The organism is Streptomyces sp. R-07, from assembly GCF_049913175.1.
Classification (GTDB): Bacteria; Actinomycetota; Actinomycetes; order Streptomycetales; family Streptomycetaceae; genus Streptomyces.
Genome location: NZ_CP183978.1, coordinates 1,279,028 through 1,305,125 on the forward strand (window position 1 = coordinate 1,279,028; position 26,098 = coordinate 1,305,125).

The window sequence follows — 26,098 nt, forward strand, 5'->3', positions numbered from 1 at the left end:
GTGGATCACTTCTCTGCAGAGGCCTCTGCCAGGGCCGGAGCCGTGGCCAGTCGGGAGCGGCGCATGCCGTACAGGAAGTAGAACACGAGCCCGGCGGCCATCCAGCAACCGAAGACGACCCAGGTGACGGCGTCGAGGCTGAACATGTTGTAGGCGCAGAAGATGAAGCCGAGGACCGGGAAGACCGGGCCGAGGGCCACCTTGAAGGTGCGCGGCATGTCGGGGCGGGTGTACCGGAGCACGATGACCGCGATGTTGACCAGGCCGAAGGCGAAGAGGGTGCCGATGCTGGTGGCGTCGACGAGCTTGCCGAGCGGGATGACCGAGGCGAGGGCGCCGCAGAAGACGGAGACGATCACCGTGTTGACGCGCGGGGTGCCGGTCTTGGCGCTGACCTTGCCGAAGGCCTTCGGGACCAGGCCGTCGCGGGACATCGCGAAGAGGATGCGGGTCTGGCCGTAGAGCACGGTCAGGACGACGCTGGCGATGGAGATGACGGCGCCGGCGGCGAGCAGGGTTCCCCAGAACTGCTGGCCGGTGACGTCGTTCATGATCGCCGCCAGGGTGGCCTCGGAGCCCTCGAACTCCTTCCAGTTCCACGCGCCGACCGCGACCGCGGCGACGAGCACGTAGAGCGCGGTGACGATGATCAGCGAGAGCATGATCGCCCGCGGCAGGTCACGCTTGGGGTTCTTGGCCTCCTCGCCGGCCGTGGAGGCGGCGTCGAAGCCGATGTACGAGAAGAAGAGGCTGGCTCCAGCGGCGCTGACTCCGGCCGTGCCGAGCGGCATGAAGTCCTTGTAGTTGCCGGACTTGAAGCCCATGAAGCCGATCGAGCAGAAAAGGGCCAGCGCGACGATCTTCACCACGACCATGATCGTGTTGACGACGGCGGACTCACGGGCGCCGCCGAGCAGGAAGACCATGGCGAGCATCACGACGATGAGACCCGGCAGGTTGATGATGCCGCCCTCGCCGGGGGCCGACGACAGCACGTCGGGGATCGTGACGCCGATGGTCCCGTCGAGCAGCTCGTTGAGGTACTCACCCCAGCCGACCGCCACGGCGGCGACGGAGACGCCGTACTCCAGGACCAGACACCAGCCGCAGACCCAGGCGACGAGTTCGCCCATCGTTGCGTACGCGTACGAGTACGAGGACCCGGCGACCGGTATGGAGCCCGCCAGCTCGGCGTACGAGAGCGCCGAGAACAGGGCCGTGAGACCGGCGATGACGAAGGCGATCGTGACGGCCGGACCGGCCTTCGGGACGGCATCGCCGAGGACGACGAAGATGCCGGTGCCGAGCGTGGCACCGATGCTGATCATGGTCAGCTGCCACATCGAGAGCGAGCGGCGAAGGCTGCCGCCCTCACCCTGGCCACCCTCTTCAACCAGGCGTTCCACCGGCTTGCGGCGGATGAGCGCGCCGAGAGCGGAGGTCTTCGGGGTGGTCGTGTCGTCGACCGGTGGGGCTGCGCCGTGATCCAGCACTGCGGAGGCTCCTTATCGCTGCCTGTAGGCGGAAGCGGGACCGCGGCGGTGCGCGGGCATGCCGAAGCAGGCCCACGGGGGACGGAAACCGCCGAGCAGGCGGTCGCCGCCACTCCTGGTACGAGGCACGAGCCTAAGGGGCGAAGCTTCGCAGTCGTAATGCAGGGTTGTTGCGCAGTGCCGGATGATCATTGCGCGCTTCGGGCACAGACGGGCAAACATTGCGCTCCCCCGCATGAATCGACACATCCGGGTGTGAACCGGCATGCTCACGCGTATGGACTCCTCATGCCGGATGACCGACGCTGCGAGCCCCTGACGACCCGACGATCGGAGGCTCGGGTGCACTGGCTCGACCCGGCACCGTTCCTGCGCGGCACGGCCTGGTTGGACGGCGGCCGGCCCGTACGCGCCGACCCCGACGACCTCGAACGGCTGCCGTGGGACATCGCCGAGCGCGCGGCGCTGCCCATCGGGGTACGGATCGAGTTCACGGCCGCGCCCGGCACGCGCGCGGTGGAACTCCACTACCGGGCGGCCGTCCCGGAGCCCGACGACCCGCTGCGCGCGCTGCGCCACTGCTTCGCCCTGTGGCAGGGCACACGGCTCGTCGGGGAGACCTGCGCCGCCCCGGCCCCCGAGGCCGTCGTGAGCCTCCCGCTGCCCGCTCGGGGCGGCGTGTTCACCGTCCACCTCCCGGAGGGCCAGGCGCCCGTTCCGCTCGCCCTGCGGGCCGTCGGAGGCGCCCTCTCCCCCGCCCCGGCCCGGCCCCGCTGGCTCGTGCACGGCGACTCGATCACCGAGGGCTGGTGGTCGACCCGCCCGGCGCACTCCTGGCCCGCGACGGCGGGACGGCTCCTCGGCCTCGACCCGGTCAATCTGGGGTACGCGGGCGGGGCCCGGGGCGAGCTTCCCCTGGCCGAGCACCTGGCGCGGCTCCAGGGCGAGGTGATCACGCTCGCGTTCGGCACGAACTGCTGGTCGAGGGTGCCGGCGACGGCCGACTGGCTGTACGCGACCGTCCGGGCCTTCGTCGGCCTGGTCCGCCGGGGCCACCCGGACACGCCGCTGCTGATCGTGTCGCCGGTCCTGCGCCCGGAGGCCGAACACACCCGCAACGCCCTCGGGGCCACCCTCACGGAGCTGCGCAGGGCCATGGAACGAGCGGGCCGGTGCCTGTCGTCCGAGGGCGACAGGCACCTCCTGGTCCTCTCTGGGCGCCCCCTGCTGGGCCCGGAACACCTGGCGGACGGCCTGCACCCGAACGACGCGGGACACGCCCGGCTGGCGGCAGCGGTGACGGAGACCCTGCGGGGCGCCCTGAAGCCGCACGCGTGAGACCCCGATCGTGCACGGGCGCCCCGCCCGCCGTCCCGTGGTGCCCGCCCCCGCCACGCGCCCGCCCCCGCCACGCGCCCGTGCGGGCCGCGCCCGTTGGGCGGCCACCCCGCCCCGCCCGTGTGGGCCCGCGCCCGACTGGGCGGTGCCCCCGCCGTGTGGGCAATCGTCCCTCCCCCAGACTTCGTCCGGGGGGGGGACCCCCAGGGCGGGACGGGTGGGCACACGGGACGGCGCCCTCGGCGGGCGCCTCCGCCTTCCGCGCCTGGACCCGCACCACGAGCGCGCGCACCAAGGGTGCGGGTCCGGGCGCGGAAGCCCAGGCCCGGCAAGGGGCGCCGTCCGTTGTGCCCACCCGTTCCGCCCCAGCTGAACAACTGCCCACAACGGGCGGGGCGCGGCCCACAACGGCCTTGGGCCCCGGAACGAGGTCCCGGGGCCCAAGGCGTAAAGCGTGGCGCGCGCTAGCTCCAGCTGGCGTGCAGCGGCTTGCCCTCCGCGTAACCGGCCGCCGACTGGATGCCGACCACCGACTTCTCCTCGAACTCGGCGAGCGAGGCGGCACCGGCGTAGGTGCACGAGGAGCGGACGCCCGCGATGATCGAGTCGATCAGGTCCTCGACGCCCGGACGCTGCGGGTCGAGGAACATGCGCGAGGTGGAGATGCCCTCCTCGAACAGCGCCTTGCGGGCGCGGTCGTAGGAGGACTCGTCCGAGGTCCGGTTCCGGACGGCGCGGGCCGAGGCCATGCCGAAGGACTCCTTGTACGCACGGCCCTTGGCGTCGTGCTGGAGGTCGCCGGGGGACTCGTACGTACCGGCGAACCAGGAACCGATCATCACGTTGGACGCACCGGCGGCGAGTGCCATGGCGACGTCGCGCGGGTGACGGACACCGCCGTCGGCCCAGACGTGCTTGCCGTACTTCTTCGCCTCGGCGGCGCACTCCAGGACGGCGGAGAACTGCGGCCGGCCGACGCCGGTCATCATGCGGGTGGTGCACATGGCGCCGGGGCCCACGCCGACCTTGATGATGTCGGCGCCCGCCTCGATGAGGTCCTTGACGCCCTCGGCGGCGACGATGTTGCCCGCGACGATCGGGACGTGGGGGTCGAGCGCCCGCACGGTCCGGATCGCGCTGATCATCGACTCCTGGTGGCCGTGCGCGGTGTCGATGACGAGCGTGTCGACGCCCGCGTCGAGCAGCTGCTTGGCCTTGCCGGCCACGTCGCCGTTGATGCCGACGGCGGCCGCGATGCGCAGCTGCCCGTTCTTGTCGACGGCGGGGCTGTAGAGGGTCGCGCGCAGGGCGCCCTTGCGGGTGAGGATGCCGACGAGCTTGCCGTCCGCGTCCACGGCCGGGGCGTAGCGGCGGTTGGCGGCGTCGAGGGTGTTGAAGGCCTCGCGCGGGTCGATGTCCGCGTCCAGGAGCAGCAGGTCCTTGGACATGACCTCGGAGAGCTGGGTGAAGCGGTCCACGCCGGAGAGGTCGGCGTCGGTGACGACACCCACGGGGCGGCGGTTCTCGTCGACGACGACACCGGCGTCGTGGGCGCGCTTCGGCAGCAGCGAGAGCGCGTCGGCGACCGTCTGGTGCGGCTCGAGGACGATCGGGGTGTCGAGCACGTGGTGGCGGCTCTTGACCCACGAGATGACGTCGGTGACGACCTCGATCGGGATGTCCTGCGGGATGACGACCAGGCCGCCGCGGCGGGCGACCGTCTCGGCCATCCGGCGTCCGGCGATGGCGGTCATGTTGGCCACGACGAGCGGGATGGTCGTCCCGGTCCCGTCCGGCGAGGAGAGGTCCACGGCCTGGCGGGAGCCGACGGCCGAGCGGCTCGGCACCATGAACACATCGTCGTACGTCAGGTCGTAGGGCGGCTTGACGTCATTGAGGAAACGCACGTGCTGACATCCCAGTCGTTCGGATCGGCCCCTAGGCATTTCAGCCAGGGGAAAAAGCACGTAGTTCATTGTCCCACGCCAGTACGAATACCAGCCCCGGGCTAATCATCCGAGCCTTGCGGGAGGTGCTTCGTCGGATCCTCCGAAGACTCCCCCAGGACGAGGAGGACGGAGAGGCTGGTGGGGCGCTCCTCGACCGCCGTGGCGAAGACGTCCTGGGCGGTCTGCCACTCACGCGGGCGCGTCCTGGCGTACGCCTGCCAGCCGGTGACGACGAGGGTGACCGGCTCGGGCAGGTCGGTGAGGCAGTCCGCCAGGGCGTCCCAGTTGCGGCCGAACCAGTCGGGCAGCGCGAGCGCGCCGGCGCACCGGTCCATGAGGGCGGCCTTGTCCGTGACTCCGGTCAGGTCGAGCACGACGGGGTCGTCAAACCTCATCCGTGACCACCTCCCGGAAGGTCTCGTAGTGGTCGTCGGTGTAGTACGTCTCGCCGTTCCGTCCGGTGACGATCCGGCGCGCTCCCCGGTCGCGTTCGCCGGGGGTCTTCACGGTGTACTCGTGGTAGTAGCCGCGCTCCTCGCGGGGCAGGATCCGCTCGAAGTTCGAGAAGACGGCTCCGTCCTTGGCGTACGGGAAGGGCCCGCCGCGCGCGATGAGGCCGAGTGTCCGCCGCGCCTCGGGAGGCAGCTCGGCGGCCCGTACGGTGGGAAGCCCGGAGGTCCCGGTGGGCGCGGCGGCGGCCTTGGTGGTGGCGGTACGGGCAGGGGCGGCGGTACCGGCCCCGCCGCCCGCGGAGGAGCACCCGGCCAGGAAGACGGCGAGGACGAGCGCGAGGAGAACGCGCAGGGGCCGGAGCAGCATGCCCCGAACATACCGTCAGGGAATGGCTCCGGCCCGCTCGAAACGTACGGCCGCGCTCAGCTGCCGTCCGGGTCCTTGCGTACGGCCGCGCTCAGCTGCCGTCCGGGTCCTTGCGTACGGCCGCGCTCAGCTGCCGTCCGGCTCCTTGCGTACGGCCGCGCTCAGCTGCCGTCCGGCTCCTTGTGTACGGCCGCGCTCAGCTGCCGCCCGGGTCCTTGCGTACGGCCGCGCTCAGCTGCCGTCCGGGTCCTTGCGGTCGAGGGCCGGGTGCGTGCCCGGGCTCGACTCGGTGAGCAGGTAGTCCGCCGCGGCGCGGTCGGTGACCAGGCTGGTGACGAGCCCGGAGCGGAGCACCGCCCCGATCGCCGCCGCCTTGCGCTGGCCGCCGGCGATCGCCACGACCTCGGGGATCCGGCGCAGCCGGTCCGCCTCGACGGTGATGCAGCGCTCGCCGAGGTCGCGGCCGACCCGGCGCCCCTCGGCGTCGAAGAGGTGCGCGGACATCTCGGCGGCGACGCCGAGCGAGGCGTAGTGGGCGCGCTCGGCGTCGGAGAGCATGTCGTGCACGGTGGAGATGCCCGGCTCCCAGGAGCCGATGGAGACGCAGGCGACGGTCACCTTGTCGAAGTACTCGAAGGCCCGCGCGATGCCGGTCTGGCTGCGCAGCGCCGCGGCGGTCGCCGGGTCGGGCAGCAGCATGGGCGCGTAGATGGGGTGGGCCTCGCCGCCGGAGACCTGGGCGGCGCGGCGCACGGCCTCGACCGAGCCGCGCTCGGCGGTCCCGGCGTCGTACACGCCGGTGAGCTGGACGACCGTGCAGGGCGGCAGCCGGTCGAGGGCCGCCGCCATGTGGATGGTGGAGCGGCCCCAGGCCAGGCCGAGGACATCGCCCTCGGTGACGAGCTCGCCGAGCAGGTCGGCCGCGACCTCGCCGAGGTTCTCGGGGTCGGGCGACTCGTCGTCGCCTTCCGCCGGGGACTCGACGACGACGGCGTGGCGGAGCCCGTAGCGGGCGCGGAGCGCGTCGGAGCGCTCGGCGTCCAGCTCGGCCGGTACGCGGATCTCGATCCGCACGAGGTCGCGCTCCAGGGCGGTCTCCAGGACCCGGGCCACCTTGAAGCGGCTCACGCCGAACTCCTCGGCGATCTGGATCTTGGACTTGCCCTCGAGGTAGAAGCGGCGGGCCATGGCCGCCGCCTGCACCAGCTCCGCGGGGCCCATCCGCAGGGCTGATCGTCCCGCCGACATACCCGCCACCGCGATCTCCTCACTGCTGTTCATGTACCGCTGTTCACGTACGGAAGTCACATACCGATGTCGTTCACACTCTGGACTCGCCGTTCATCCTGTCAGATCCGGCGGGCCTTGATCAGTCCTGTCGGCGGCCCGACGGACCGCGTTCATCCGCCGGAGGCTCAGTGGCCACACGCCCACGGGGCGGACGCGGTCGCGGCCTCCGCGCGGGCCCGGAGGGAGGCGACGGCCGCGGCCGGATCCGCCGCTCCGTACACCGCGGAACCGGCGACGAAGACGTCGGCGCCGGCCTCGGCGCACCGCTCGATCGTGGACTCGGCGACCCCGCCGTCGACCTGGAGCCACAGCTCCAGACCGTGCTTGGAGATCAGCTCACGGGTACGGCGGATCTTGGGCAGCATGATGTCGAGGAAGGCCTGGCCGCCGAAGCCGGGCTCGACGGTCATGATGAGGAGCATGTCGAGCTCGGGGAGCAGGTCCTCGTACGGCTCGATGGGCGTGGCCGGCTTGAGCGCCATCGAGGCCCGCGCTCCCTTGGCCCGGATCTCCCGCGCGAGCCGCACCGGCGCGGCCGCCGCCTCGACGTGGAAGGTCACCGAACCGGCGCCCGCCTCGACGTACTGCGGGGCCCAGCGGTCGGGGTCCTCGATCATCAGGTGGCAGTCGAGCGGGGTGTCCGTCGCGCGGGCCAGCGACTCCACGATCGGCACGCCCAGCGTCAGGTTGGGCACGAAGTGGTTGTCCATCACGTCGACGTGCAGCCAGTCGGCACCGCCGACGGCCTTCGCCTCATCGGCGAGCCGGGCGAAGTCCGCGGACAGGATGCTGGGGTTGATCTGCGCCATGTGCCAAGCCTCCCACGTTCTTGGGTACTTCTTTGCCGCTGAGCGGTTTCGGTTCCGGTCCAGACCAATTTCGGTACGAAGCGACGAGTCCGGGACCTGGACGGAACGGGAGATTGCGGTCAGGTGATCGAAGGGTCGGACGGCCGGGGGGTCAGGCGGTACGGCGCAGCAGCGCCAGGTACATGGCGTCCGTACCGTGCAGATGCGGCCACAGCTGGACGTCCGGGCCGTCGCCGAGCGCCGGGACGCCGGGCAGCAGTGGGCGGGCGTCGATCAGCTCGGCGCCGCCGACCTTCTTCAGGACGTCGTCGACGACCACCCGGGTCTCCGCCAGGTGCGGCGAGCAGGTCGCGTAGCCCACCACGCCGCCGACGCGCACGGCGCTCAGCGCCTCGGTGAGCAGGGCGCGCTGGAGCGGGGCGAAGCCGTCCAGGTCCTCGGGGCGGCGGCGCCAGCGGGCCTCGGGGCGGCGGCGCAGGGCGCCGAGACCCGAGCAGGGCACGTCCATGAGGACCCGGTCGAAGGAGCCGGGGCGCCACGGCGGGCGGGTGCCGTCGGCGGCGATCACCTGGTACGGGCCGGGGTTGCCGGCGAGGGCGCGCTCGACCAGTCGGGCGCGGTGCGGCTGCTTCTCGGAGGCGAGCAGCGCGGCGCCCCGCTCGGCGGCGAGCGCGGCGAGGAGCGCGGCCTTGCCGCCGGGCCCCGCGCAGCCGTCGAGCCAGCGGGCGTCGGTGCCCTCCACGGGCGCGTTCGCGAGGGCGATGGCGACGAGCTGGCTGCCCTCGTCCTGGACGCCGGCCCGGCCCTCCTTGACCGCCTCGATGGCGCCGGGCTCGCCGCCCTCGACCATCCGCAGGGCGTACGGCGACCAGCGGCCCGGCAGGGTCTCGGTGACCTCGGCCAGCTCCTCGGTGGTGGAGCGGCCGGGGCGGGCGACGAGGGTGACCTCGGGGCGCTCGTTGTCCGCCTCCAGGAGGTCCTCGATGCCGGCGCGGCCGCCGCCGAGGGAGTCCCAGAGCGCCGAGACGACCCAGCGGGGGTGCGAGTGGACGACGGCGAGGTGGTCCTCGGCGTCCTTCTCGTACGGCGGGGCGACCTGCTGGACCCAGGCGTCGAGGTCCTGCTGCGAGATCTTCCGCAGCACGGCGTTCACGAACTTGGCCCGCCCGTCGCCGAGCACGACCCGGGCCAGCTCGACGCTGGCGGAGACGGCGGCGTGGGTCGGGATCCGGGTGCCCAGGAGCTGATGGGCGCCGAGCGCGAGGACGTCGAGCACGGGCGGGTCGACCTCGCGCAGCGGCCGGTCGATGCAGGCGGAGATGATCGCGTCGTACGTGCCCTGGCGGCGCAGCGTCCCGTAGACGAGCTCGGTCGCGAGCGCGGCGTCCCGCCCGTCGAAGTCGCCCTTCTCCCGGGCCTTCCGCAGCAGCGGCGGCAGCACCAGGTTCGCGTAGGCGTCCCGCTCGTCCACCGCCCTCAACGCCTCGAAGGCGAGCATCCGGACGGGGTCCTTCTGGGGCCGCCGGTAGGGCTTGTGGGGACGACGACGTGCCTGCTCGCTCAAAGGTGCTCCGCGTGACGAAATGACGGGTCGAACGCTCCCAGCCTACGTCGCCCGCGGAGCCGCCAGCACCCTACGCCCCCAGCCGCTCACCGGGTGCGATGCGCACGCCGCGGGCCCAGTCGGCGGCCTTCATGGGCTTCTTGCCCTGGGGCTGGACCCAGAGCAGCTCGACGGCGTACGAGCCGGTGCCCACGTACACGTTGTTCTTGCCGACCGCGAGCTCGCCGGGGGCGAGGTCGGTGCGGTCCGGGAGCGGGGTGACCTGGATCAGCTTGAGGCGTTCGCCGCGGAAGACGGTCCAGGCGCCGGGGGCCGGGGTGCAGCCGCGGACCACGCGGTCCACCCGGAGCGCGGGGGCGGCGAAGTCGACGTGGGCGTCCTCGACCTGGATCTTCGGGGCGAGCGTGATGCCCTCGACGGGCTGCGGGACGGCGTGGAGGGAGCCGTCCTCGATGCCGTCCATGGTCGCGGCGAGCAGTCCGGCGCCGGCGAAGGCGAGCCGGGTGAGCAGGTCGCCGCTGGTGTCGGTCGGGCGGACGTCCTCGGTGACGACGCCGTAGACCGGCCCGGAGTCGAGGCCCTCCTCGATGAGGAAGGTGGACGCGCCCGTCACCTGGTCGCCGGCCATCAGGGAGTGCTGGACCGGCGCGGCGCCGCGCCAGGCGGGCAGCAGGGAGAAGTGCAGGTTGACCCAGCCGCGGGCGGGGATGTCGAGGGCGACCTTGGGCAGCAGCGCTCCGTACGCGACGACCGGGCAGCAGTCCGGCGCGATCTCCCGCAGCCGGGCGAGGAACTCCTCGTCGCGGGGCCTGGCCGGCTTCAGGACCTCGATCCCGGCCTCCTCCGCCCGCTGGGCCACCGGGCTGGCGACGAGCCGCCGGCCGCGCCCCGCGGGGGCGTCCGGCCGGGTGACCACGGCGGCCACCTCGTGCCGCCCGGAGGCGAGCAGGGCGTCCAGGGCGGGGACGGCGACCTCGGGGGTGCCTGCGAAGACGAGCTTCATGGGTGGCGACTGCCTGTCTCTCCGGGGGCGTTGCGAGCAGCGCACCAGTCTAGGGCCGGTGGGGCCGAGGGGGCGTACGGGGCGTCGAGCGCCCCGCGCATATGCGTGTACGCCCCCGCACCGTGACCCAACTCCCGGTGGCGCGTTGGTCAAGAGAGATTGACCGAATCGGGTCGCTGTGCCCCCGGCGACCCGCCCCCTTAAACGCCGGTTCGAGAGGCTTTCACATGGCCGACCACGCAACCCACGACGCCCAAGCCCGGGCAAGTCTGCACCTGCTGGTGCGGGACATCGAGCGGGTCCGGCGGCAGGTGGACGCACTGCGCACGCTCACGGCCCAGCTGGGCAATGTCTACCGCCCTCGCCGCTCCGGCCCGTCGACGGGCTTCGTCGTCTACGGGCGCGCGCCCGCCCCGACCGTACGCCTCGCCCAGGAGCTGCGGGACAGCGTCGAGACGCTGGTGACCGCGGCGGTCGACTTCGACCGCTCGCTCGGATTCTCCTGGGACGCGGTGGGTTCCGCGCTCGGGGTCACCAAGCAGGCCGTCCACCGCCGCTACGGCGCCCGGCGCGCGCCCCAGCCGGGCGTGGCCGTGGAGCCGGACCACGTGGTGGAGCCGGCTGTGACCCGCACGCTCCCCTCGGTCCCCGCCGCCCGTTCGATGCCGCCGCAGCCCACCTCGGGCAGCGCCACCCTGCGCGAGGACCCGCGCCCGCCGGCCTTCCCCGGCCCGCGCAACGGCTGACGCGCGAGGTTCCGACGGCCGCCCGCCCCGCCCGGGGTGGGCGGCCGTCCGTGTGTCAGCCGATGTCCGGCGGGTCCACGCGGATCCGCACCGGATCCCCGCCGCCGCGCGCGAGGCGCCCGGCGCGGGCCTGCTTGAGCGCGGCCGCCAGGGCCGCGCCGCTGCCCGGCGGGACGCGGACCAGGGCCCGGTCCCACTGCTCGCCGGGCGGCGGGTCGCCGGGGCGGCGGGTGCCGCCGGGGCGTACGACCGGCAGCGGCACGGGTCCGAGGATCTCCGCGTCCATGGGCAGCGCGGCCGCCGTGAGGAAGCCTTCGACGGCTTCCGGCGGACCGGTCACGGCCGCCATCCGGGAGACCGGGGGGAAGCCCAGCTCGGCCCGCTCGGCCAGCTCCCGCTGGGCGTGCCCGACGGGGTCCCAGCGGACGAGCGCCTGGACGGGCCGGAGGGTCGGTTCGGCGACGACGACGACGGTGCCGCCCTCGGGCTGGCCCCGCACGAGGGAGGCCGCGTCGATCCAGCGGCGCAGCGCCTCCTCACCCGCGCGCAGGTCGGGCCGGCCGAGCATGGCCCAGCCGTCGAGGAGCAGCGCGGCCGCGTAGCCGCCCTCGGCGACGGGTTCGGCTCCGGGGGTGGAGACGACGAGGGCGGGGCGCCCGGGCACGGTGTCCAGGACGTGGTCGCGTCCGGAGGTCCGTACCGGCACGGCGGGGAACGCCCGGCCGAGCTCCTCCGCGGTGCGCCGGGCGCCGACGACCTGGGCCCGCAGCCGGGTCGAGCCGCACTCCACGCAATGCCAGTCGGGGGCGCCGCGACCGCACCAGCCGCACCGCAGTTCCTGCTGCTCGGGGGCTTCGAGGGGTCCGGCGCAGTGCCGGCAGCGGGCGGGTGTCCGGCAGCGCTCGCAGGCGAGCCTCGGTACGTATCCCCGGCGGGGGACCTGCACGAGCACCGGCCCGGTCTTGAGCCCCTCCCGTACGGTCTGCCAGGCGAGCGAGGGCAGCCGGGCGGCGCGCGCGGCCTCGTCGCGGGCGAGTTCGCCGTCGCCGACGGTCCGGATCAGGGGCGCGGCCTTGCGGACCTGCTCGCGTCCGGCGTTCAGCGGCTGGGCCCAGCCGGACTCGACGAGCTGGGCGGCCTCGACGGTGCAACTGGTGGAGCCGAGGAGGAAGGCGCACCGGTCGTGGGCGACGCGCAGGAGCAGCACGTCGCGCGCGTGGGGCTGCGGGGCGTGCGGTTCGCTGTGGCTTCCGTCGCCGTCGTCCCAGATGACGGCGAGGCCGAGGTCGCGTACGGGGGCGAACATCGCGGCGCGGGTGCCGACGACGGCCCGGACGGCGCCGCGCCGCACGGCGAGCCATTGCGCGTACCGCTTCTCGGGGCCCGCCTCGGCGGTGAGCAGCGCGTGCCGCCCCTCCCCCAGGACCTCGGTCAGCGCCGCGTCGACCCGGCCGGCGGCCCGCCCGTCGGGGACGACGACGAGCGCGCCCCGCCCGGAGGCGAGGGTCGCGGCGACGGCCCGGGCGATCTCCTGGGCCCAGTACGGCCCCGGCAGCGCGTTCCACACGGCCCGGGGCGCCCCGCCGCGCGCGAGGGAGTCCAGGAACGCGGGTCCGCGCTCGTACCGCGTCCAGCTCCCCGGCTCAGGCGGCCCGGGCGGGGGCAGCGGCTCGGGCGAGGGCCGGCGTTCGGCGCTCGCGTTGCGCGGCGGTACGGCCAGCTGGAGGACGTCGGCGAGACTGCCCGCGTACCGGTCGGCGACGGCACGGGCGAGCCCGAGCAGCTCGGGTCCGAGCACCGGCTCGGGCGAGACGACGTCGGCGAGCGCGGCGAGCGGCCCCGAGTAGTCGGACTCGGCGCGCCGCTCCACCAGGAACCCGTCGATCAGCCGCCCGCCCTCGCGCCGCCCGCCCCGAACCTGATGCGACCCCGCCCCGAACCGCACCCGGACCCGCACTCCGGGCCGGGCGGTCTCGTCGAGCTCCTCGGGGACCGCGTAGTCGAAGAACTGGTCGAGGTGGAGCGCCCCCTTGTTCACGACGACCCGCGCGACCGGCAGCTCCTTGGCCAGCGCGGCCCCCCGCCACGTCCGCGGCTTGGCCCGCGGCACCTTCGCCTTCCGGACGGTCTCCCGGATGAGCGCGAGCTGCTCGGGCTCGTCGGACTTCTCGTTCTCGCTGCTCACAGCCCCATACCTACCAGACGCCACCGACAGCCGGACGTGCGCGAAGCCCAGCACCCCACGGGGGTGCCGGGCTTCGTCGTCTGTGGCCTGGGACTACAGGCCGGCGGCCTGCCTGAGGGCCTCCACGCGGTCCGTGCGCTCCCAGGTGAAGTCCGGCAGCTCACGGCCGAAGTGGCCGTAGGCGGCGGTCTGGGAGTAGATCGGGCGGAGCAGGTCGAGGTCGCGGATGATCGCGGCCGGGCGGAGGTCGAAGACCTCGCCGATGGCGTGCTCGATCTTCTCGGTCTCGACGGTGTTGGTGCCGAAGGTCTCGACGAAGAGGCCGACGGGCTCGGCCTTGCCGATCGCGTAGGCGACCTGTACCTCGCAGCGCGAGGCGAGGCCCGCGGCGACGACGTTCTTGGCGACCCAGCGCATGGCGTAGGCGGCGGAGCGGTCGACCTTGGACGGGTCCTTGCCGGAGAAGGCACCGCCACCGTGGCGGGCCATGCCGCCGTAGGTGTCGATGATGATCTTGCGGCCGGTGAGTCCGGCGTCGCCCATCGGGCCGCCGATCTCGAAGCGGCCGGTCGGGTTCACGAGCAGGCGGTAGCCGTCGGTGTCGAGCTTGATGCCGTCCTCGACCAGCTGCTTCAGCACGTGCTCGACGACGAACTCGCGGATGTCGGGTGCGAGCAGCGACTCGAGGTCGATGTCCGAGGCGTGCTGCGAGGAGACGACGACCGTGTCGAGGCGGACGGCCTTGTCGCCGTCGTACTCGATGGTGACCTGGGTCTTGCCGTCGGGGCGCAGGTACGGGATGGTCCCGTTCTTGCGGACCTCGGTGAGGCGGCGGGAGAGCCGGTGCGCGATGTGGATCGGCAGCGGCATCAGCTCGGGGGTCTCGTCCGACGCGTAGCCGAACATCAGGCCCTGGTCGCCGGCGCCCTGCTTGTCCAGCTCGTCCTCGTCGCCCTCGACCCGCTTCTCGTACGCGGTGTCCACGCCCTGGGCGATGTCCGGGGACTGGGATCCGATGGACACCGACACGCCGCAGGAGGCGCCGTCGAAGCCCTTCTTCGAGGAGTCGTAACCGATCTCGAGGATCTTGTTCCGGACGAGGGTCGGGATGTCCGCCCACGCCTTGGTGGTCACCTCACCGGCGACGTGCACCAGGCCGGTGGTGATCAGCGTCTCGACGGCGACGCGCGAGGTGGGGTCCTCGCGCAGCAGCGCGTCGAGAATGGTGTCGCTGATCTGGTCAGCGATCTTGTCGGGGTGGCCCTCGGTGACGGACTCCGAGGTGAACAGACGACGGGACACAACGCTCCCTGGGGTTGCAGCGGCTGCTGGCTACTCGTGACGCGGACCGGCAGGGGGCTGCGCCCCGCGACGTTCCACGAACAGTCTATCGGTCGTGGTCGGGCAATGGACCAGGTGTCTCGCCTGGCGAATGCCCGTGAGACGGCGGATGCGGCCTCCGGCAAGGCAGACCTGCCCAGCCGGGTGGGGCGCAAATCACTCGTGAGGCGGTGTTTCGCGCCTCCTCGGCGCTCGCTCCGCGCCCCCCGGGAGCGGCTTCGCGCCGCCCTCGCGGTGGCGGGCCGGATCCGTCAGGTCGCGGGGCGCAGCCGCGGCAGGACCAGGTCCCAGACCGTCTCGGCGAGCGCTTCCTTCGGTCCGTACGGCACGGGGGTCTCGGCGCCGTCCGAGGCGAGGACGACGGCCTCGTTCTCCTCGGAGCCGAAGGTCTTGCGCTCCCCCACCTCGTTGACGACGAGCAGGTCGCAGCCCTTCCGGCGGAGCTTGGCGCGGCCGTTGGCGAGGACGTCGTCGGTCTCGGCGGCGAAGCCGACGACCACCTGGCCGGGCAGGGCGCGGTCGGCGGCCAGCTCGGCGAGGATGTCGGGGTTGCGGACGAGCTCGATCGTGGGCGCGCCCCCGTCGTCCGTCTTCTTGATCTTGCCGGGGGCGTAGACGGCCGGGCGGAAGTCGGCGACGGCGGCGGCCATCACGACCGCGTCGGCGTCGGCGGCCGCCTTGAGCACGGCCTCGCGGAGCTGGACGGCGGTGCCGACGTGGACCACGTCGACGCCGGCCGGGTCGGCGATGCCGGTGTTCGCCTCGACGAGGGTGACCCGGGCGCCGCGGGCGGCGGCGGCCTTCGCGAGGGCGTAGCCCTGCTTCCCGGAGGAGCGGTTGCCGAGGTAGCGGACGGGGTCCAGGGGCTCGCGGGTGCCGCCGGCGCTGACGACGACGTGGCGGCCGGCGAGGTCGGGGGCGGCGGTGCCGCGGGCCAGGATCCTCCGGCAGACCTCGAAGATCTCCGCCGGGTCGGGCAGCCGGCCCTTGCCGGTGTCGACGCCGGTGAGGCGGCCGACGGCGGGCTCGATGACGACGGCGCCGCGGCGGCGCAGGGTGGCCACGTTCTCCTGGGTGGCCGGGTGCTCCCACATCTCGGTGTGCATCGCGGGGGCGAAGACGACCGGACAGCGCGCGGTGAGCAGCGTGTTGGTGAGCAGGTCGTCGGCGAGGCCGTGGGCGGCCTTGGCGAGCATGTCGGCGGTGGTGGGGGCGACGACGACGAGGTCGGCGGCCTGGCCGATCCGCACGTGCGGGACCTCGTGGACGGACTCCCACACCTCGGTGGAGACCGGGTTGCCGGAGAGCGCGGACCAGGTGGCCGCGCCGACGAAGTTCAGGGCGGAGTCGGTGGGGACGACGCGTACGTCATGACCCGACTCGGTCAGCCGGCGCAGCAGCTCGCACGCCTTGTAGGCGGCGATGCCGCCGCTGACGCCCAGAACGACCTTCGGCCTCGTCACCACTGCCACTCCCCGCACTCGGATGCGTACGACTCCATGAGACACCACAGGCCCGGCGGATGTTCCGCCGGGCCTGTGGTGACAAGCGTTACAAGCGCTACGTGCTTAGGTCGCGGGGCCCTCGATGGCCTCGGACGTCAGCAGACCCGCGTTGATCTCGCGCAGGGCGATCGAGAGCGGCTTCTCGTGGACGTGGGTGTCGACGAGCGGACCCACGTACTCCAGCAGGCCCTCGCCGAGCTGGGAGTAGTACGCGTTGATCTGACGCGCGCGCTTGGCCGCGTAGATCACGAGGCTGTACTTCGAGTCCGTGGCCTCGAGCAGCTCGTCGATCGGCGGGTTGATGATGCCCTCGGGCGCAGTCATGGAAGAGGACACGCTCTACCTTCCGAAGATGGAGAAAAAATCAGACATGCTGTGAGGTTCGGGGACCCACGGCCTCAGCCGTTGATGTCCGGGTCCCCAGATGACAGCAGCATCAACGTTAGCAGCTCGCGTGCGACGTCCTCGACGGAGGTGTTGACGAGCGTGGTGTCGAACTCCGACTCCGCGGCCAGCTCGACCTTCGCGGCCTCCAGCCGGCGCGCGATGACCTCGGGCGACTCGGTGCCTCGGCCGGTGAGCCGGCGGACCAGCTCCTCCCAGCTCGGCGGGGCCAGGAAGACCAGCTGGGACTCCGGCATGGAGTCCTTCACCTGGCGGGCGCCCTGGAGGTCGATCTCCAGGAGCACGGGCTCGCCGGAGTCCAGGCGCTCGAGGACGGCGCCGCGCGGGGTGCCGTAGCGGTTGCCCGCGAACTCGGCCCATTCGAGGAGCTCACCGTTGGCGATCAGCTTGTCGAACTCGTCGTCCGTCACGAAGAAGTAGTGGACGCCGTGCTTCTCGCCGGGGCGGGGCTTCCGTGTCGTCGCCGACACCGAGAGCCAGACCTCGGGGTGGACCTTGCGCATATGAGCGACGACCGTGCTCTTGCCGACCCCTGAGGGGCCGGAGAGCACGGTCAGCCGCGGACGTACCTCTGCTGCCATGCAGCGATTATTCCAGCTTCACCGGGGTGCCCGGGACGAGTGCCCCGGATCGGAAGCCGGACCGGTCGCCGGATCAGGCGCCGGTGCTGCCGAACTCGCGCTCCAGGGAGGCGATCTGGTTGGAGCCGAGACCGCGCACGCGGCGGCTCTCGGAGATGCCGAGTCGCTCCATGATCTGCTTGGCGCGGACCTTGCCGACGCCGGGCAGCGACTCGAGCAGCGCGGAGACCTTCATCTTGCCGATGACGTCGTTCTCCTGGCCGGTCTTGATGACCTCGTGAAGCGAGGCGCCGGAGTGCTTGAGTCGATTCTTGACCTCGGCCCGCTCCCGGCGAGCCGCGGCGGCCTTTTCGAGCGCGGCTGCGCGCTGTTCAGGGGTAAGGGGCGGAAGAGCCACGCCTACGTCACCTCGGATGTCGATCTGTCGGATACGGACCGGTGAGGAACCTAGCGCCCCACACCAGTGGAGCAACGATCAACGGCGTGGCCGTTGAACGCCTGCTCTGCCCCGGAGACTAGCGGCCGAGGCCGCTCCAGTCAGCGAGAACAGCGGAAAAGTCCTGGTCAGCATCGACCGACCAGGACTTTTCCGGCATAACGACCCGGTTTTGAGCCAAGTTTTCGTCAAAGAGTGAGACGGCTCACCATCGGGCACCCCGTCCGCTCCGACCTGCGGATTGTCCGGGAGACCGGTCAGCCGGCGACGGCGGCGCGGATCTCGTCCGCGTACCGGTGCGCCGAGTCCCGCAGGGCGGCCACGTCCGGGCCGTTCCTCAGGACCCCGCGGCTGACGTTCGGGACGACGTTGCCGACCGCCGCGCCGAAGACGGCCGGGAGGTCGGCGGGGGTCGCGCCCTGGGCGCCGATGCCGGGGGCGAGGAGCGGCCCGTTGATGTCCAGGTCGAAGGAGGACAGGTCGCCGAGGGTGGCGCCGACGACCGCGCCGAAGGAGCCCATCGGGGTCTCCCCCGCGTTCTCCTCGGCGAGGTGGGCGAGCATGGTCGCGCCGATCGTGCGGCCGTCCTCGCGGACCGCGCGCTGGACCTCCGCGCCCTCCGGGTTGGAGGTGAGGGCCAGCACGAAGAGCCCGGCGCCGGACTCCCGGGCCAGGTCGACGGCCGGCTTCAGGGCGCCGTAGCCGAGGTACGGGGAGACCGTCAGCGCGTCGGAGAAGAGCGGGGAGCCCTCGCGCAGGAAGGTCTCCGCGTACGCGGCCATGGTGGAGCCGATGTCGCCGCGCTTGGCGTCCATGACGACCAGGCCGCCCGCCGCCCGCAGATCGGCGGTGGCGCGCTCCAGGACGGCGATGCCGCGCGAGCCGAAGCGCTCGAAGAAGGCGGACTGCGGCTTGAAGACGGCCACGGTCTCGGCGAGGGCCTCGACGACGGTGAAGGTGAAGCGCTCCAGGCCGGCGATGTCGTCCTTCAGGCCCCAGGAGTCGAGCAGGGCGGCGTGCGGGTCGATGCCGACGCAGAGGGGGCCGCGCTCGTCCATGGCGGAGCGCAGGCGGGTGCCGAAGGTCAGGGGCCGCCCGGAGGGCGTCGACGAGGGGCGGTGGTCGGGCGACGGGAGGGCGGTCACTGGGCGGCCTTTCGGTTGTCGGCGCCGACGGCCTCGGCGAGGGTGGCGTACGGGGAGGCCGCGAGGCGCGCGGCGAGGCCCTTGTGGATCGCGCGGGCGTAGAACGGGCCCTCGTAGATGAAGGCGCTGTAGCCCTGGATCAGGGTGGCGCCGGCGAGGATGCGCTGCCAGGCGTCCTCGGCGTTCTCGATGCCGCCGACGCCCACCAGGACCATGCGGTCGCCCACACGCGCGTGGAGGCGGCGCAGGACGGCCAGGGAGCGCTCCTTGACGGGCGCACCGGACAGGCCGCCGGTCTCCTTGATCAGCGCGGGGTCGGACTTCAGGCCGAGGCCCTCGCGCGCGATGGTGGTGTTGGTGGCGATGATGCCGTCGAGGCCGAGCTCCAGGGCGAGGTCGGCGACCGCGTCGACGTCCTCGTCGGCCAGGTCGGGGGCGATCTTGACCAGGAGGGGGACGCGGCGGCCCGTGACCGTGCGGTCGGCGGCTTCGCGGACGGCCGTGAGGAGCGGGCGCAGGGACTCGGTGGCCTGGAGGTTGCGAAGGCCGGGGGTGTTCGGCGAGGAGACGTTGACGACGAGGTAGTCGGCGTGCGCGGCGAGGCGCTCGGTGGACTTCACGTAGTCGGCGGCGGCGTCTGCCTCGGGGACGACCTTGGTCTTGCCGATGTTGACGCCGACGGTCGTCCGGAAGACCGCCTTGCGGGCGCCCAGGCGCTCGGCGACGGCGGCGGAGCCCTCGTTGTTGAAGCCCATGCGGTTGATCAGGGCGCGGTCCGGGACGAGCCGGAAGAGACGCTTCTTGGGGTTGCCGGGCTGGGCCTCGCCGGTGACGGTGCCGATCTCGACGTGGTCGAAGCCGAGCATCGACATGCCGTCGATGGCGACGGCGTTCTTGTCGAAGCCGGCGGCGAGCCCGAAGGGACCGTGCATGCGGAGGCCCATGGCCTCGACGCGCAGCGACGTGTGGCGGGGGTCGAGGACGGCCGCGACAAGAGTGCGCAGGACGGGGATCCGGGCGGCGAGGCGGATCCAGCGGAAGGCCATGTAGTGGGCCTGCTCCGGGTCCATCCGCTTGAAGACCAGGTTGAAGAAGAACTTGTACATGCGGGGAGTCCAGGTGTGCTCATGACGAGGGGGACACCGACGCGCATCGCGCATCCGTGTCCCCCTCCTCGTACGGGCTGCTAGTCGCGGGCCGCGGTCAGGTGCTCCGCGTGCTCCTGGAGCGAGCGGACGCCGACGTCGCCGTGGCCGAGCGCCTCGATGCCCTGGACGGCCGCGGCGAGCGCCTGGACCGTGGTGAGGCAGGGGACGCTGCGCGCCACCGCGGCCGTACGGATCTCGTAGCCGTCGAGGCGGCCGCCGGTGCCGTACGGGGTGTTGACGATCAGGTCGACCTGGCCGTCGTGGATGAGCTGGACGATGGTCTTCTCGCCGTTCGGGCCCTCGCCCTCGCTGAGCTTGCGGACGACCGTGGCGTTGATGCCGTTCCGCTTGAGGACCTCGGCGGTGCCGGAGGTGGCGAGCAGCTCGAAGCCGTGGGCGACGAGCTCGCGGGCCGGGAAGATCATCGAGCGCTTGTCGCGGTTGGCGACCGAGATGAACGCGCGGCCCTTGGTGGGCAGCGGGCCGTAGGCGCCGGCCTGCGACTTGGCGTAGGCCGTGCCGAAGACCGCGTCGATGCCCATGACCTCGCCGGTGGAGCGCATCTCCGGGCCGAGGACGGTGTCGACGCCGCGGCCGTGCACGTCGCGGAAGCGCGACCACGGCATCACGGCCTCCTTGACGGAGATCGGCGCGTCGAGCGGCAGGGTGCCGCCGTCGCCGTTCCTCGGCAGCAGGCCCTCGGCGCGCAGCTCGGCGATGGTGGCGCCGAGCGAGATGCGCGCGGCGGCCTTCGCGAGCGGCACGGCGGTCGCCTTCGAGGTGAAGGGGACGGTCCGGGAGGCGCGCGGGTTGGCCTCCAGGACGTAGAGGATGTCGCCGGCCATGGCGAACTGGATGTTGATCAGGCCGCGGACGCCGACGCCCTTGGCGATGGCCTCGGTGGAGGCGCGCAGGCGCTTGATGTCGAAGCCGCCGAGGGTGATCGGGGGCAGGGCGCAGGCCGAGTCGCCGGAGTGGATGCCGGCCTCCTCGATGTGCTCCATGACGCCGCCGAGGTAGAGCTCCTCGCCGTCGTAGAGCGCGTCGACGTCGATCTCGATGGCGTCGTCGAGGAAGCGGTCGACCAGGACCGGCCGGGTGGGGCTGATCTCGGTGGACTCGGCGATGTACGACTCGAGGCGGGCCTCGTCGTACACGATCTCCATGCCGCGGCCGCCGAGCACGTACGAGGGGCGTACGAGGACGGGGTAGCCGATCTCGTCGGCGATGGCCTTGGCGCCGGCGAAGGTGGTCGCGGTGCCGTGCTTCGGCGCGGGGAGTCCGGCCTCGGCGAGGACGCGGCCGAAGGCGCCGCGGTCCTCGGCGGCGTGGATGGCCTCCGGGGAGGTGCCGACGACGGGGACGCCGTTGTCCTTGAGGGCCTGGGCGAGGCCGAGCGGGGTCTGGCCGCCGAGCTGGACGACCACACCGGCGATCGGGCCGGCCAGGGACTCGGCGTGGACGATCTCGAGCACGTCCTCGAGCGTCAGCGGCTCGAAGTACAGGCGGTCCGAGGTGTCGTAGTCCGTCGAGACGGTCTCCGGGTTGCAGTTGACCATCACGGTCTCGTAGCCGGCGTCGCTCAGGGCGAAGGAGGCGTGGACGCAGGAGTAGTCGAACTCGATGCCCTGGCCGATGCGGTTCGGGCCGGAGCCCAGGATGATCACCGCGGGCTTGGTGCGGGGCGCGACCTCGGTCTCCTCGTCGTAGGACGAGTAGAAGTACGGGGTCTTGGCGGCGAACTCGGCGGCGCAGGTGTCGACCGTCTTGTAGACCGGGCGGACGCCCAGGGCGTGCCGGACCTCGCGGACGACGTCCTCGCGCAGGCCGCGGATCTCGGCGATCTGGACGTCGGAGAAGCCGTGGCGCTTGGCCTCGGCGAGCAGCTCGGGGTCGAGCTTCTCGGCGGCGGCCAGCTCGTCGGCGATCTCCTTGATGAGGAAGAGCTGGTCGACGAACCACGGGTCGATCTTCGTGGCGTCGAAGACCTCCTGCGGGGTGGCGCCGGCGCGGATGGCCTGCATGACGGTGTTGATGCGGCCGTCGGTCGGGCGGACGGCCTGCTCCAGGAGGAGGGCCTTGTCGCCGGGCTCGCCCACGAAGGTGAACTGCGAGCCCTTCTTCTCCAGGGAGCGCAGGGCCTTCTGGAGCGCCTCGGTGAAGTTGCGGCCGATGGCCATGGCCTCGCCGACCGACTTCATGGTGGTGGTGAGGGTGGAGTCGGCCTGCGGGAACTTCTCGAAGGCGAAGCGCGGGGCCTTGACGACGACGTAGTCGAGCGTGGGCTCGAAGGACGCGGGGGTCTTCTCCGTGATGTCGTTCGGGATCTCGTCCAGCGTGTAGCCGACGGCGAGCCGGGCCGCGATCTTGGCGATCGGGAAGCCGGTCGCCTTGGAGGCGAGGGCCGAGGAGCGGGAGACGCGCGGGTTCATCTCGATGACGATGATCCGGCCGTCGACCGGGTCGATCGCGAACTGGATGTTGCAGCCGCCGGTGTCGACGCCGACCTCGCGGATGATCGCGATGCCGATGTCGCGCAGCCGCTGGTACTCGCGGTCGGTGAGCGTCATCGCCGGGGCGACGGTGATCGAGTCACCGGTGTGGACGCCCATCGGGTCGAAGTTCTCGATGGAGCAGACGACCACGACGTTGTCGTTCTTGTCGCGCATCAGCTCCAGCTCGTACTCCTTCCAGCCGAGGATGGACTCCTCCAGGAGCACCTCGGTGGTCGGGGAGAGCGTGAGGCCCTGGCCGGCGATGCGGCGCAGCTCTTCCTCGTCGTGGGCGAAGCCGGAGCCGGCGCCGCCCATGGTGAAGGAGGGGCGGACGACGACGGGGTAGCCGCCGAGCGTCTCGACGCCCTTGATGACGTCGTCCATCGAGTGGCAGATGACCGAGCGGGCGGACTCGCCGTAGCCGATCTTGGCCTTGACGGCCTCGACGACGCCCTTGAAGAGGTCGCGGTCCTCGCCCTTGTTGATGGCCTCGACGTTGGCGCCGATGAGCTCGACGCCGTACTTCTCCAGGACGCCCTGCTCGTGCATGGAGATCGCGGTGTTGAGCGCGGTCTGGCCGCCGAGCGTGGGCAGGAGGGCGTCGGGGCGCTCCTTGGCGATGATCTTCTCGACGAACTCGGGGGTGATCGGCTCGACGTACGTGGCGTCGGCGATCTCCGGGTCGGTCATGATCGTGGCCGGGTTGGAGTTGACCAGGATCACCCGCAGGCCCTCGGCCTTGAGGATGCGGCAGGCCTGGGTGCCGGAGTAGTCGAACTCGGCGGCCTGTCCGATGACGATCGGGCCGGAGCCGATGACCAGGACGGACTGGATATCGGTGCGCTTAGGCACGCTCGGCCTCCATGAGGGTCACGAAGCGGTCGAAGAGGTACGCGGCGTCGTGCGGGCCCGCGGCCGCCTCGGGGTGGTACTGGACGGAGAAGGCCGGCTGGTCGAGCAGCTGGAGGCCTTCCACGACGTTGTCGTTCAGGCAGACGTGGGAGACCTCGACGCGCCCGTAGGGGGTGTCGGAGACCTTGTCGAGGGGCGCGTCGACGGCGAAGCCGTGGTTGTGCGCGGTGACCTCGACCTTGCCGGTGGTGCGGTCCTGGACGGGCTGGTTGATGCCCCGGTGGCCGTACTTCAGCTTGTAGGTGCCGAAGCCGAGGGCGCGGCCGAGGATCTGGTTGCCGAAGCAGATGCCGAAGAGCGGCGTCTTGCGCTCCAGGACGGCCTGCATGACGGCGACGGGGCCGTCGGCGGTGGCCGGGTCACCCGGACCGTTGGAGAAGAACACGCCGTCGGGCTGGACGGCGTAGATGTCCTCGGCGGTGGCGGTGGCGGGCAGGACGTGGACCTCGATGCCGCGTTCGGCCATCCGGTGCGGGGTCATGCCCTTGATGCCGAGGTCGACGGCGGCGACGGTGAACTTCTTCTCACCGATCGCGGGGACGACGTACGTCTCCTTGGTGGCGACCTCGGCGGAGAGGTTCGCGCCCTTCATCTCGGGCTGCTGGCGGACCTCGGCGAGCATGGTGCCCTCGTCGGGGAGCGCGCTGCCGGAGAAGATGCCGACGCGCATGGCGCCGCTCTCGCGCAGGTGGCGGGTGAGGGCGCGGGTGTCGATGCCCTGGATGCCGACGACGCCCTGGTTGCGCAGCTCCTCGTCCAGCGAGCGCTGGGAGCGCCAGTTGGAGGAGACGCGGGCGGGGTCGCGGACGACGTAGCCGGAGACCCAGATGCGGGCGGACTCGGGGTCCTCGTCGTTGACGCCGGTGTTGCCGACGTGCGGGGCCGTCATGACCACGACCTGCCGGTGGTACGACGGGTCGGTGAGGGTCTCCTGGTAGCCGGTCATGCCGGTGGAGAACACGGCCTCGCCGAAGGTCTCCCCCACGGCCCCGTAGGCACGGCCGCGGAAGATGCGGCCGTCCTCCAGGACGAGTACGGCGGGAGTCTTGGCGGCTCCCCTGGTGGAGGTCGTCATCGTGCGATGCCTTCCGTCGTGGTGGTTACGGCGTTCATGGAGTTGATGGCCTCGACCCAGGCCGTGTGCTCGGCCGCCCGGTCGGAGCGGAAGCCGGAGTCGAGCTGCTTGCCGCCGTGCTCCCAGGTGACGATCAGGAGCCCGCCCTCGGCGAGGACCTTGCCGGCGATGCCCTTGTCGAGGCGGGCCTCGCGCAGGGCGGCGGCCGGCACGAAGAAGTCGTTCGCCCCGGGGCGTACGACCTCGATCCCGGCGTCGGTGAGCGTGAGCTCGACGCGGCTGCGGGTGCCGAGGCCGTGGGCGACGATCCGGTCGAGCCACTGCCCGGCGGTCGTGGACCCGTGGTAGCGCCCGCTGAGAGTCAGTTTCGCCTCACCGGCCGTCTCGGGCGCGGTGGGGAGCTCGGGGAGGTCGGACTGGAGGCTGCCGCGCCACTTCCATCCCTGGCGCATGAGCCAGTACACGAAGGCGACGAAGAGCAGCAGTCCGGCGACCCAGCCGAGCCGTCCGGCCCAGTCGGTCACCTCCGCCGACTTCTGCTCGGCCTCTGCGGCGATTGCGATGAGTGGTGTCACGCCAGCTTCCCGTCCACGACCGTTGCCCGGCCCCGCAGGAAGGTGTGGGTGACGCGTCCCGGCAGCTCACGACCCTCGTAGGGGGTGTTGCGGCTGCGGGAGGCGAAGTCCGCGGGGTCCACGACACCACGGTAAGCCGGATCGACCAGCGTCAGGTTCGCGGGCTCACCTGCCGAGACGGGTCGTCCGTGGCTCTTGGCCTGTCCGATGCGGGCGGGCGCGAAGGACATCCGCTCGGCGACGCCGGCCCAGTCGAGGAGGCCGGTCTCGACCATCGTCTGCTGGACGACGGAGAGGGCGGTCTCCAGGCCGACCATGCCCATGGCGGCCGCGGCCCACTCGCAGTCCTTGTCCTCGTGCGGGTGCGGGGCGTGGTCGGTGGCGACGATGTCGATCGTGCCGTCGGCCAGCGCCTCGCGGAGCGCGAGGACGTCCTTCTCGGTGCGCAGCGGCGGGTTGACCTTGTAGACCGGGTTGTACGAGCGGACCAGCTCGTCCGTGAGGAGGAGGTGGTGCGGGGTGACCTCGGCGGTGACGTCGATGCCGCGGGACTTGGCCCAGCGGACGATCTCGACGGAGCCGGCGGTGGAGAGGTGGCAGATGTGGACGCGGGAGCCGACGTGCTCGGCGAGGAGGACGTCGCGCGCGATGATCGACTCCTCGGCGACGGCGGGCCAGCCGCCGAGGCCGAGCTCGGCGGAGACGATGCCCTCGTTCATCTGGGCGCCCTCGGTGAGGCGGGGCTCCTGGGCGTGCTGGGCGACGACGCCGCCGAAGGCCTTCACGTACTCCAGGGCGCGGCGCATGATCACGGCGTCGTCGACGCACTTGCCGTCGTCGGAGAAGACGGTGACGCCGGCGGCGGAGTCGTGCATCGCGCCGAGCTCGGCGAGCTTCTTGCCCTCCAGGCCGACGGTGACGGCACCGATGGGCTGGACGTCGCAGTAGCCGGCTTCCTGGCCGAGGCGGTAGACCTGCTCGACGACGCCGGCGGTGTCGGCGACCGGGTGGGTGTTGGCCATGGCGAAGACGGCGGTGTAGCCGCCGGAGGCGGCGGCGCGGGTGCCGGTGAGGACGGTCTCGGAGTCCTCGCGGCCGGGCTCGCGCAGGTGGGTGTGGAGGTCGACGAGGCCGGGGAGCAGGATCTGGCCTTCGGCCTCGATCACGGTCGCGCCCTCGGCGGGGAGTCCGGTGCCGACCTGGGCGATGGTCTCGCCGTCGATCAGGACGTCCTGGACGTCGCCGCCGAGGACCTTCGCACCGCGGATAAGGATCTTGCTCATG

Annotated in this window: 22 protein-coding genes; 2 read left to right on the forward strand and 20 right to left on the reverse strand. The window is 72.3% G+C overall.

Annotated features, from left to right (window positions below; translation table 11 throughout):
* Positions 1–5 precede the first annotated feature (5 nt).
* A complete protein-coding gene (locus ACN9M0_RS05660; protein ID WP_426403231.1) occupies positions 6–1,493 on the reverse strand; it encodes an amino acid permease in 1,488 nt (495 codons plus the stop codon).
* 288 nt (positions 1,494–1,781) lie between these two features.
* Between ACN9M0_RS05660 and ACN9M0_RS05665 the strand changes: the two genes are divergently transcribed.
* Entirely contained in the window at positions 1,782–2,831 is a 1,050-nt protein-coding gene (locus ACN9M0_RS05665; protein ID WP_426403232.1) for a GDSL-type esterase/lipase family protein, read from the forward strand.
* 464 nt (positions 2,832–3,295) lie between these two features.
* Here the strand turns inward: ACN9M0_RS05665 and ACN9M0_RS05670 are convergent, their stop codons facing one another.
* The 7 genes from ACN9M0_RS05670 to fmt all read right to left on the reverse strand — a co-directional run bounded on the left by ACN9M0_RS05670 (position 3,296) and on the right by fmt (position 10,265).
* Entirely contained in the window at positions 3,296–4,738 is a 1,443-nt protein-coding gene (locus tag ACN9M0_RS05670; protein ID WP_366042250.1) for a GuaB1 family IMP dehydrogenase-related protein, read from the reverse strand.
* Positions 4,739–4,839: 101 nt separating this feature from the next.
* The gene (locus ACN9M0_RS05675) at positions 4,840–5,175 is read right to left on the reverse strand and encodes a barstar family protein (RefSeq protein WP_426403233.1); all 336 of its coding nucleotides are present in this window, start codon (positions 5,173–5,175) and stop codon (positions 4,840–4,842) included.
* On the reverse strand, positions 5,165–5,599 hold the full coding sequence (locus ACN9M0_RS05680; protein WP_426403234.1) for a ribonuclease domain-containing protein: 435 nt from the start codon (positions 5,597–5,599) through the stop codon (positions 5,165–5,167). Before ACN9M0_RS05680 ends, ACN9M0_RS05675 begins: the two co-directional genes overlap by 11 nt.
* 231 nt (positions 5,600–5,830) lie before the next feature.
* The gene (locus ACN9M0_RS05685; RefSeq protein WP_366042247.1) at positions 5,831–6,880 is read right to left on the reverse strand and encodes a sugar-binding transcriptional regulator; all 1,050 of its coding nucleotides are present in this window, start codon (positions 6,878–6,880) and stop codon (positions 5,831–5,833) included.
* Between the two features lie 134 nt (positions 6,881–7,014).
* Positions 7,015–7,698, reverse strand: a complete 684-nt coding sequence (gene rpe / locus ACN9M0_RS05690) for a ribulose-phosphate 3-epimerase (RefSeq protein ID WP_033203260.1) — start codon at positions 7,696–7,698, stop codon at positions 7,015–7,017.
* Between the two features lie 151 nt (positions 7,699–7,849).
* On the reverse strand, positions 7,850–9,262 hold the full coding sequence (locus ACN9M0_RS05695) for an RsmB/NOP family class I SAM-dependent RNA methyltransferase (protein ID WP_366042246.1): 1,413 nt from the start codon (positions 9,260–9,262) through the stop codon (positions 7,850–7,852).
* Between the two features lie 70 nt (positions 9,263–9,332).
* Entirely contained in the window at positions 9,333–10,265 is a 933-nt protein-coding gene (gene fmt / locus ACN9M0_RS05700) for a methionyl-tRNA formyltransferase (protein ID WP_426403235.1), read from the reverse strand.
* 227 nt (positions 10,266–10,492) lie between these two features.
* Here fmt and ACN9M0_RS05705 point away from each other — a divergent pair, with 227 nt between their 5' ends.
* Positions 10,493–11,011, forward strand: a complete 519-nt coding sequence (locus tag ACN9M0_RS05705) for a hypothetical protein (RefSeq protein WP_366042244.1) — start codon at positions 10,493–10,495, stop codon at positions 11,009–11,011.
* A 55-nt stretch (positions 11,012–11,066) separates the two neighbouring features.
* Here the strand turns inward: ACN9M0_RS05705 and ACN9M0_RS05710 are convergent, their stop codons facing one another.
* The 12 genes from ACN9M0_RS05710 to ACN9M0_RS05765 all read right to left on the reverse strand — a co-directional run bounded on the left by ACN9M0_RS05710 (position 11,067) and on the right by ACN9M0_RS05765 (position 26,097).
* The gene (locus ACN9M0_RS05710) at positions 11,067–13,196 is read right to left on the reverse strand and encodes a primosomal protein N' (RefSeq protein WP_426403236.1); all 2,130 of its coding nucleotides are present in this window, start codon (positions 13,194–13,196) and stop codon (positions 11,067–11,069) included.
* Between the two features lie 93 nt (positions 13,197–13,289).
* The gene (gene metK, locus ACN9M0_RS05715; RefSeq protein WP_366042463.1) at positions 13,290–14,498 is read right to left on the reverse strand and encodes a methionine adenosyltransferase; all 1,209 of its coding nucleotides are present in this window, start codon (positions 14,496–14,498) and stop codon (positions 13,290–13,292) included.
* Between the two features lie 290 nt (positions 14,499–14,788).
* Positions 14,789–16,000, reverse strand: a complete 1,212-nt coding sequence (gene coaBC / locus ACN9M0_RS05720) for a bifunctional phosphopantothenoylcysteine decarboxylase/phosphopantothenate--cysteine ligase CoaBC (RefSeq protein WP_366042462.1) — start codon at positions 15,998–16,000, stop codon at positions 14,789–14,791.
* A 105-nt stretch (positions 16,001–16,105) separates the two neighbouring features.
* A complete protein-coding gene (rpoZ, locus tag ACN9M0_RS05725; RefSeq protein WP_366042461.1) occupies positions 16,106–16,378 on the reverse strand; it encodes a DNA-directed RNA polymerase subunit omega in 273 nt (90 codons plus the stop codon).
* A gap of 62 nt (positions 16,379–16,440) precedes the next feature.
* Positions 16,441–17,028 (reverse strand): guanylate kinase, encoded by a 588-nt coding sequence (gmk, locus tag ACN9M0_RS05730; RefSeq protein ID WP_366042460.1) that lies wholly within the window; start codon positions 17,026–17,028, stop codon positions 16,441–16,443.
* A 73-nt stretch (positions 17,029–17,101) separates the two neighbouring features.
* A complete protein-coding gene (locus ACN9M0_RS05735) occupies positions 17,102–17,425 on the reverse strand; it encodes an integration host factor (protein ID WP_030204477.1) in 324 nt (107 codons plus the stop codon).
* Between the two features lie 296 nt (positions 17,426–17,721).
* Positions 17,722–18,552 (reverse strand): orotidine-5'-phosphate decarboxylase, encoded by an 831-nt coding sequence (gene pyrF, locus ACN9M0_RS05740; RefSeq protein WP_366042464.1) that lies wholly within the window; start codon positions 18,550–18,552, stop codon positions 17,722–17,724.
* Positions 18,553–18,605: 53 nt separating this feature from the next.
* Positions 18,606–19,715, reverse strand: a complete 1,110-nt coding sequence (locus ACN9M0_RS05745) for a quinone-dependent dihydroorotate dehydrogenase (RefSeq protein WP_366042459.1) — start codon at positions 19,713–19,715, stop codon at positions 18,606–18,608.
* 80 nt (positions 19,716–19,795) lie between these two features.
* Positions 19,796–23,104, reverse strand: coding sequence for a carbamoyl-phosphate synthase large subunit (gene carB, locus ACN9M0_RS05750; RefSeq protein ID WP_366042458.1), 3,309 nt, complete (start codon positions 23,102–23,104; stop codon positions 19,796–19,798).
* Positions 23,097–24,239 carry a glutamine-hydrolyzing carbamoyl-phosphate synthase small subunit gene (gene carA / locus ACN9M0_RS05755; RefSeq protein WP_366042456.1) on the reverse strand — a complete coding sequence of 381 codons (1,143 nt, stop codon included), beginning with the start codon at positions 24,237–24,239 and terminating at the stop codon, positions 23,097–23,099. Before carA ends, carB begins: the two co-directional genes overlap by 8 nt.
* A complete protein-coding gene (locus ACN9M0_RS05760; protein WP_366042454.1) occupies positions 24,236–24,814 on the reverse strand; it encodes a hypothetical protein in 579 nt (192 codons plus the stop codon). Before ACN9M0_RS05760 ends, carA begins: the two co-directional genes overlap by 4 nt.
* A complete protein-coding gene (locus ACN9M0_RS05765; protein ID WP_366042453.1) occupies positions 24,811–26,097 on the reverse strand; it encodes a dihydroorotase in 1,287 nt (428 codons plus the stop codon). The genes ACN9M0_RS05760 and ACN9M0_RS05765 overlap by 4 nt, the downstream gene beginning before the upstream one ends.
* Between the last annotated feature and the right edge of the window lies 1 nt (position 26,098).

Bases quoted from the DNA above. Each gene is read 5' to 3' on its own strand.
- ACN9M0_RS05665 (WP_426403232.1), top strand. From the start codon at position 1,782: ATGCCGGATGACCGACGCTGCGAGCCCCTGACGACCCGACGATCGGAG.
- ACN9M0_RS05675 (WP_426403233.1), bottom strand. From the start codon at position 5,175: ATGAGGTTTGACGACCCCGTCGTGCTCGACCTGACCGGAGTCACGGAC.
- ACN9M0_RS05680 (WP_426403234.1), bottom strand. From the start codon at position 5,599: ATGCTGCTCCGGCCCCTGCGCGTTCTCCTCGCGCTCGTCCTCGCCGTC.
- ACN9M0_RS05685 (WP_366042247.1), bottom strand. From the start codon at position 6,880: ATGAACAGCAGTGAGGAGATCGCGGTGGCGGGTATGTCGGCGGGACGA.
- rpe (WP_033203260.1), bottom strand. From the start codon at position 7,698: ATGGCGCAGATCAACCCCAGCATCCTGTCCGCGGACTTCGCCCGGCTC.
- fmt (WP_426403235.1), bottom strand. From the start codon at position 10,265: ATGAAGCTCGTCTTCGCAGGCACCCCCGAGGTCGCCGTCCCCGCCCTG.
- ACN9M0_RS05705 (WP_366042244.1), top strand. From the start codon at position 10,493: ATGGCCGACCACGCAACCCACGACGCCCAAGCCCGGGCAAGTCTGCAC.
- gmk (WP_366042460.1), bottom strand. From the start codon at position 17,028: ATGGCAGCAGAGGTACGTCCGCGGCTGACCGTGCTCTCCGGCCCCTCA.
- ACN9M0_RS05745 (WP_366042459.1), bottom strand. From the start codon at position 19,715: ATGTACAAGTTCTTCTTCAACCTGGTCTTCAAGCGGATGGACCCGGAG.
- carA (WP_366042456.1), bottom strand. From the start codon at position 24,239: ATGACGACCTCCACCAGGGGAGCCGCCAAGACTCCCGCCGTACTCGTC.
- ACN9M0_RS05765 (WP_366042453.1), bottom strand. From the start codon at position 26,097: ATGAGCAAGATCCTTATCCGCGGTGCGAAGGTCCTCGGCGGCGACGTC.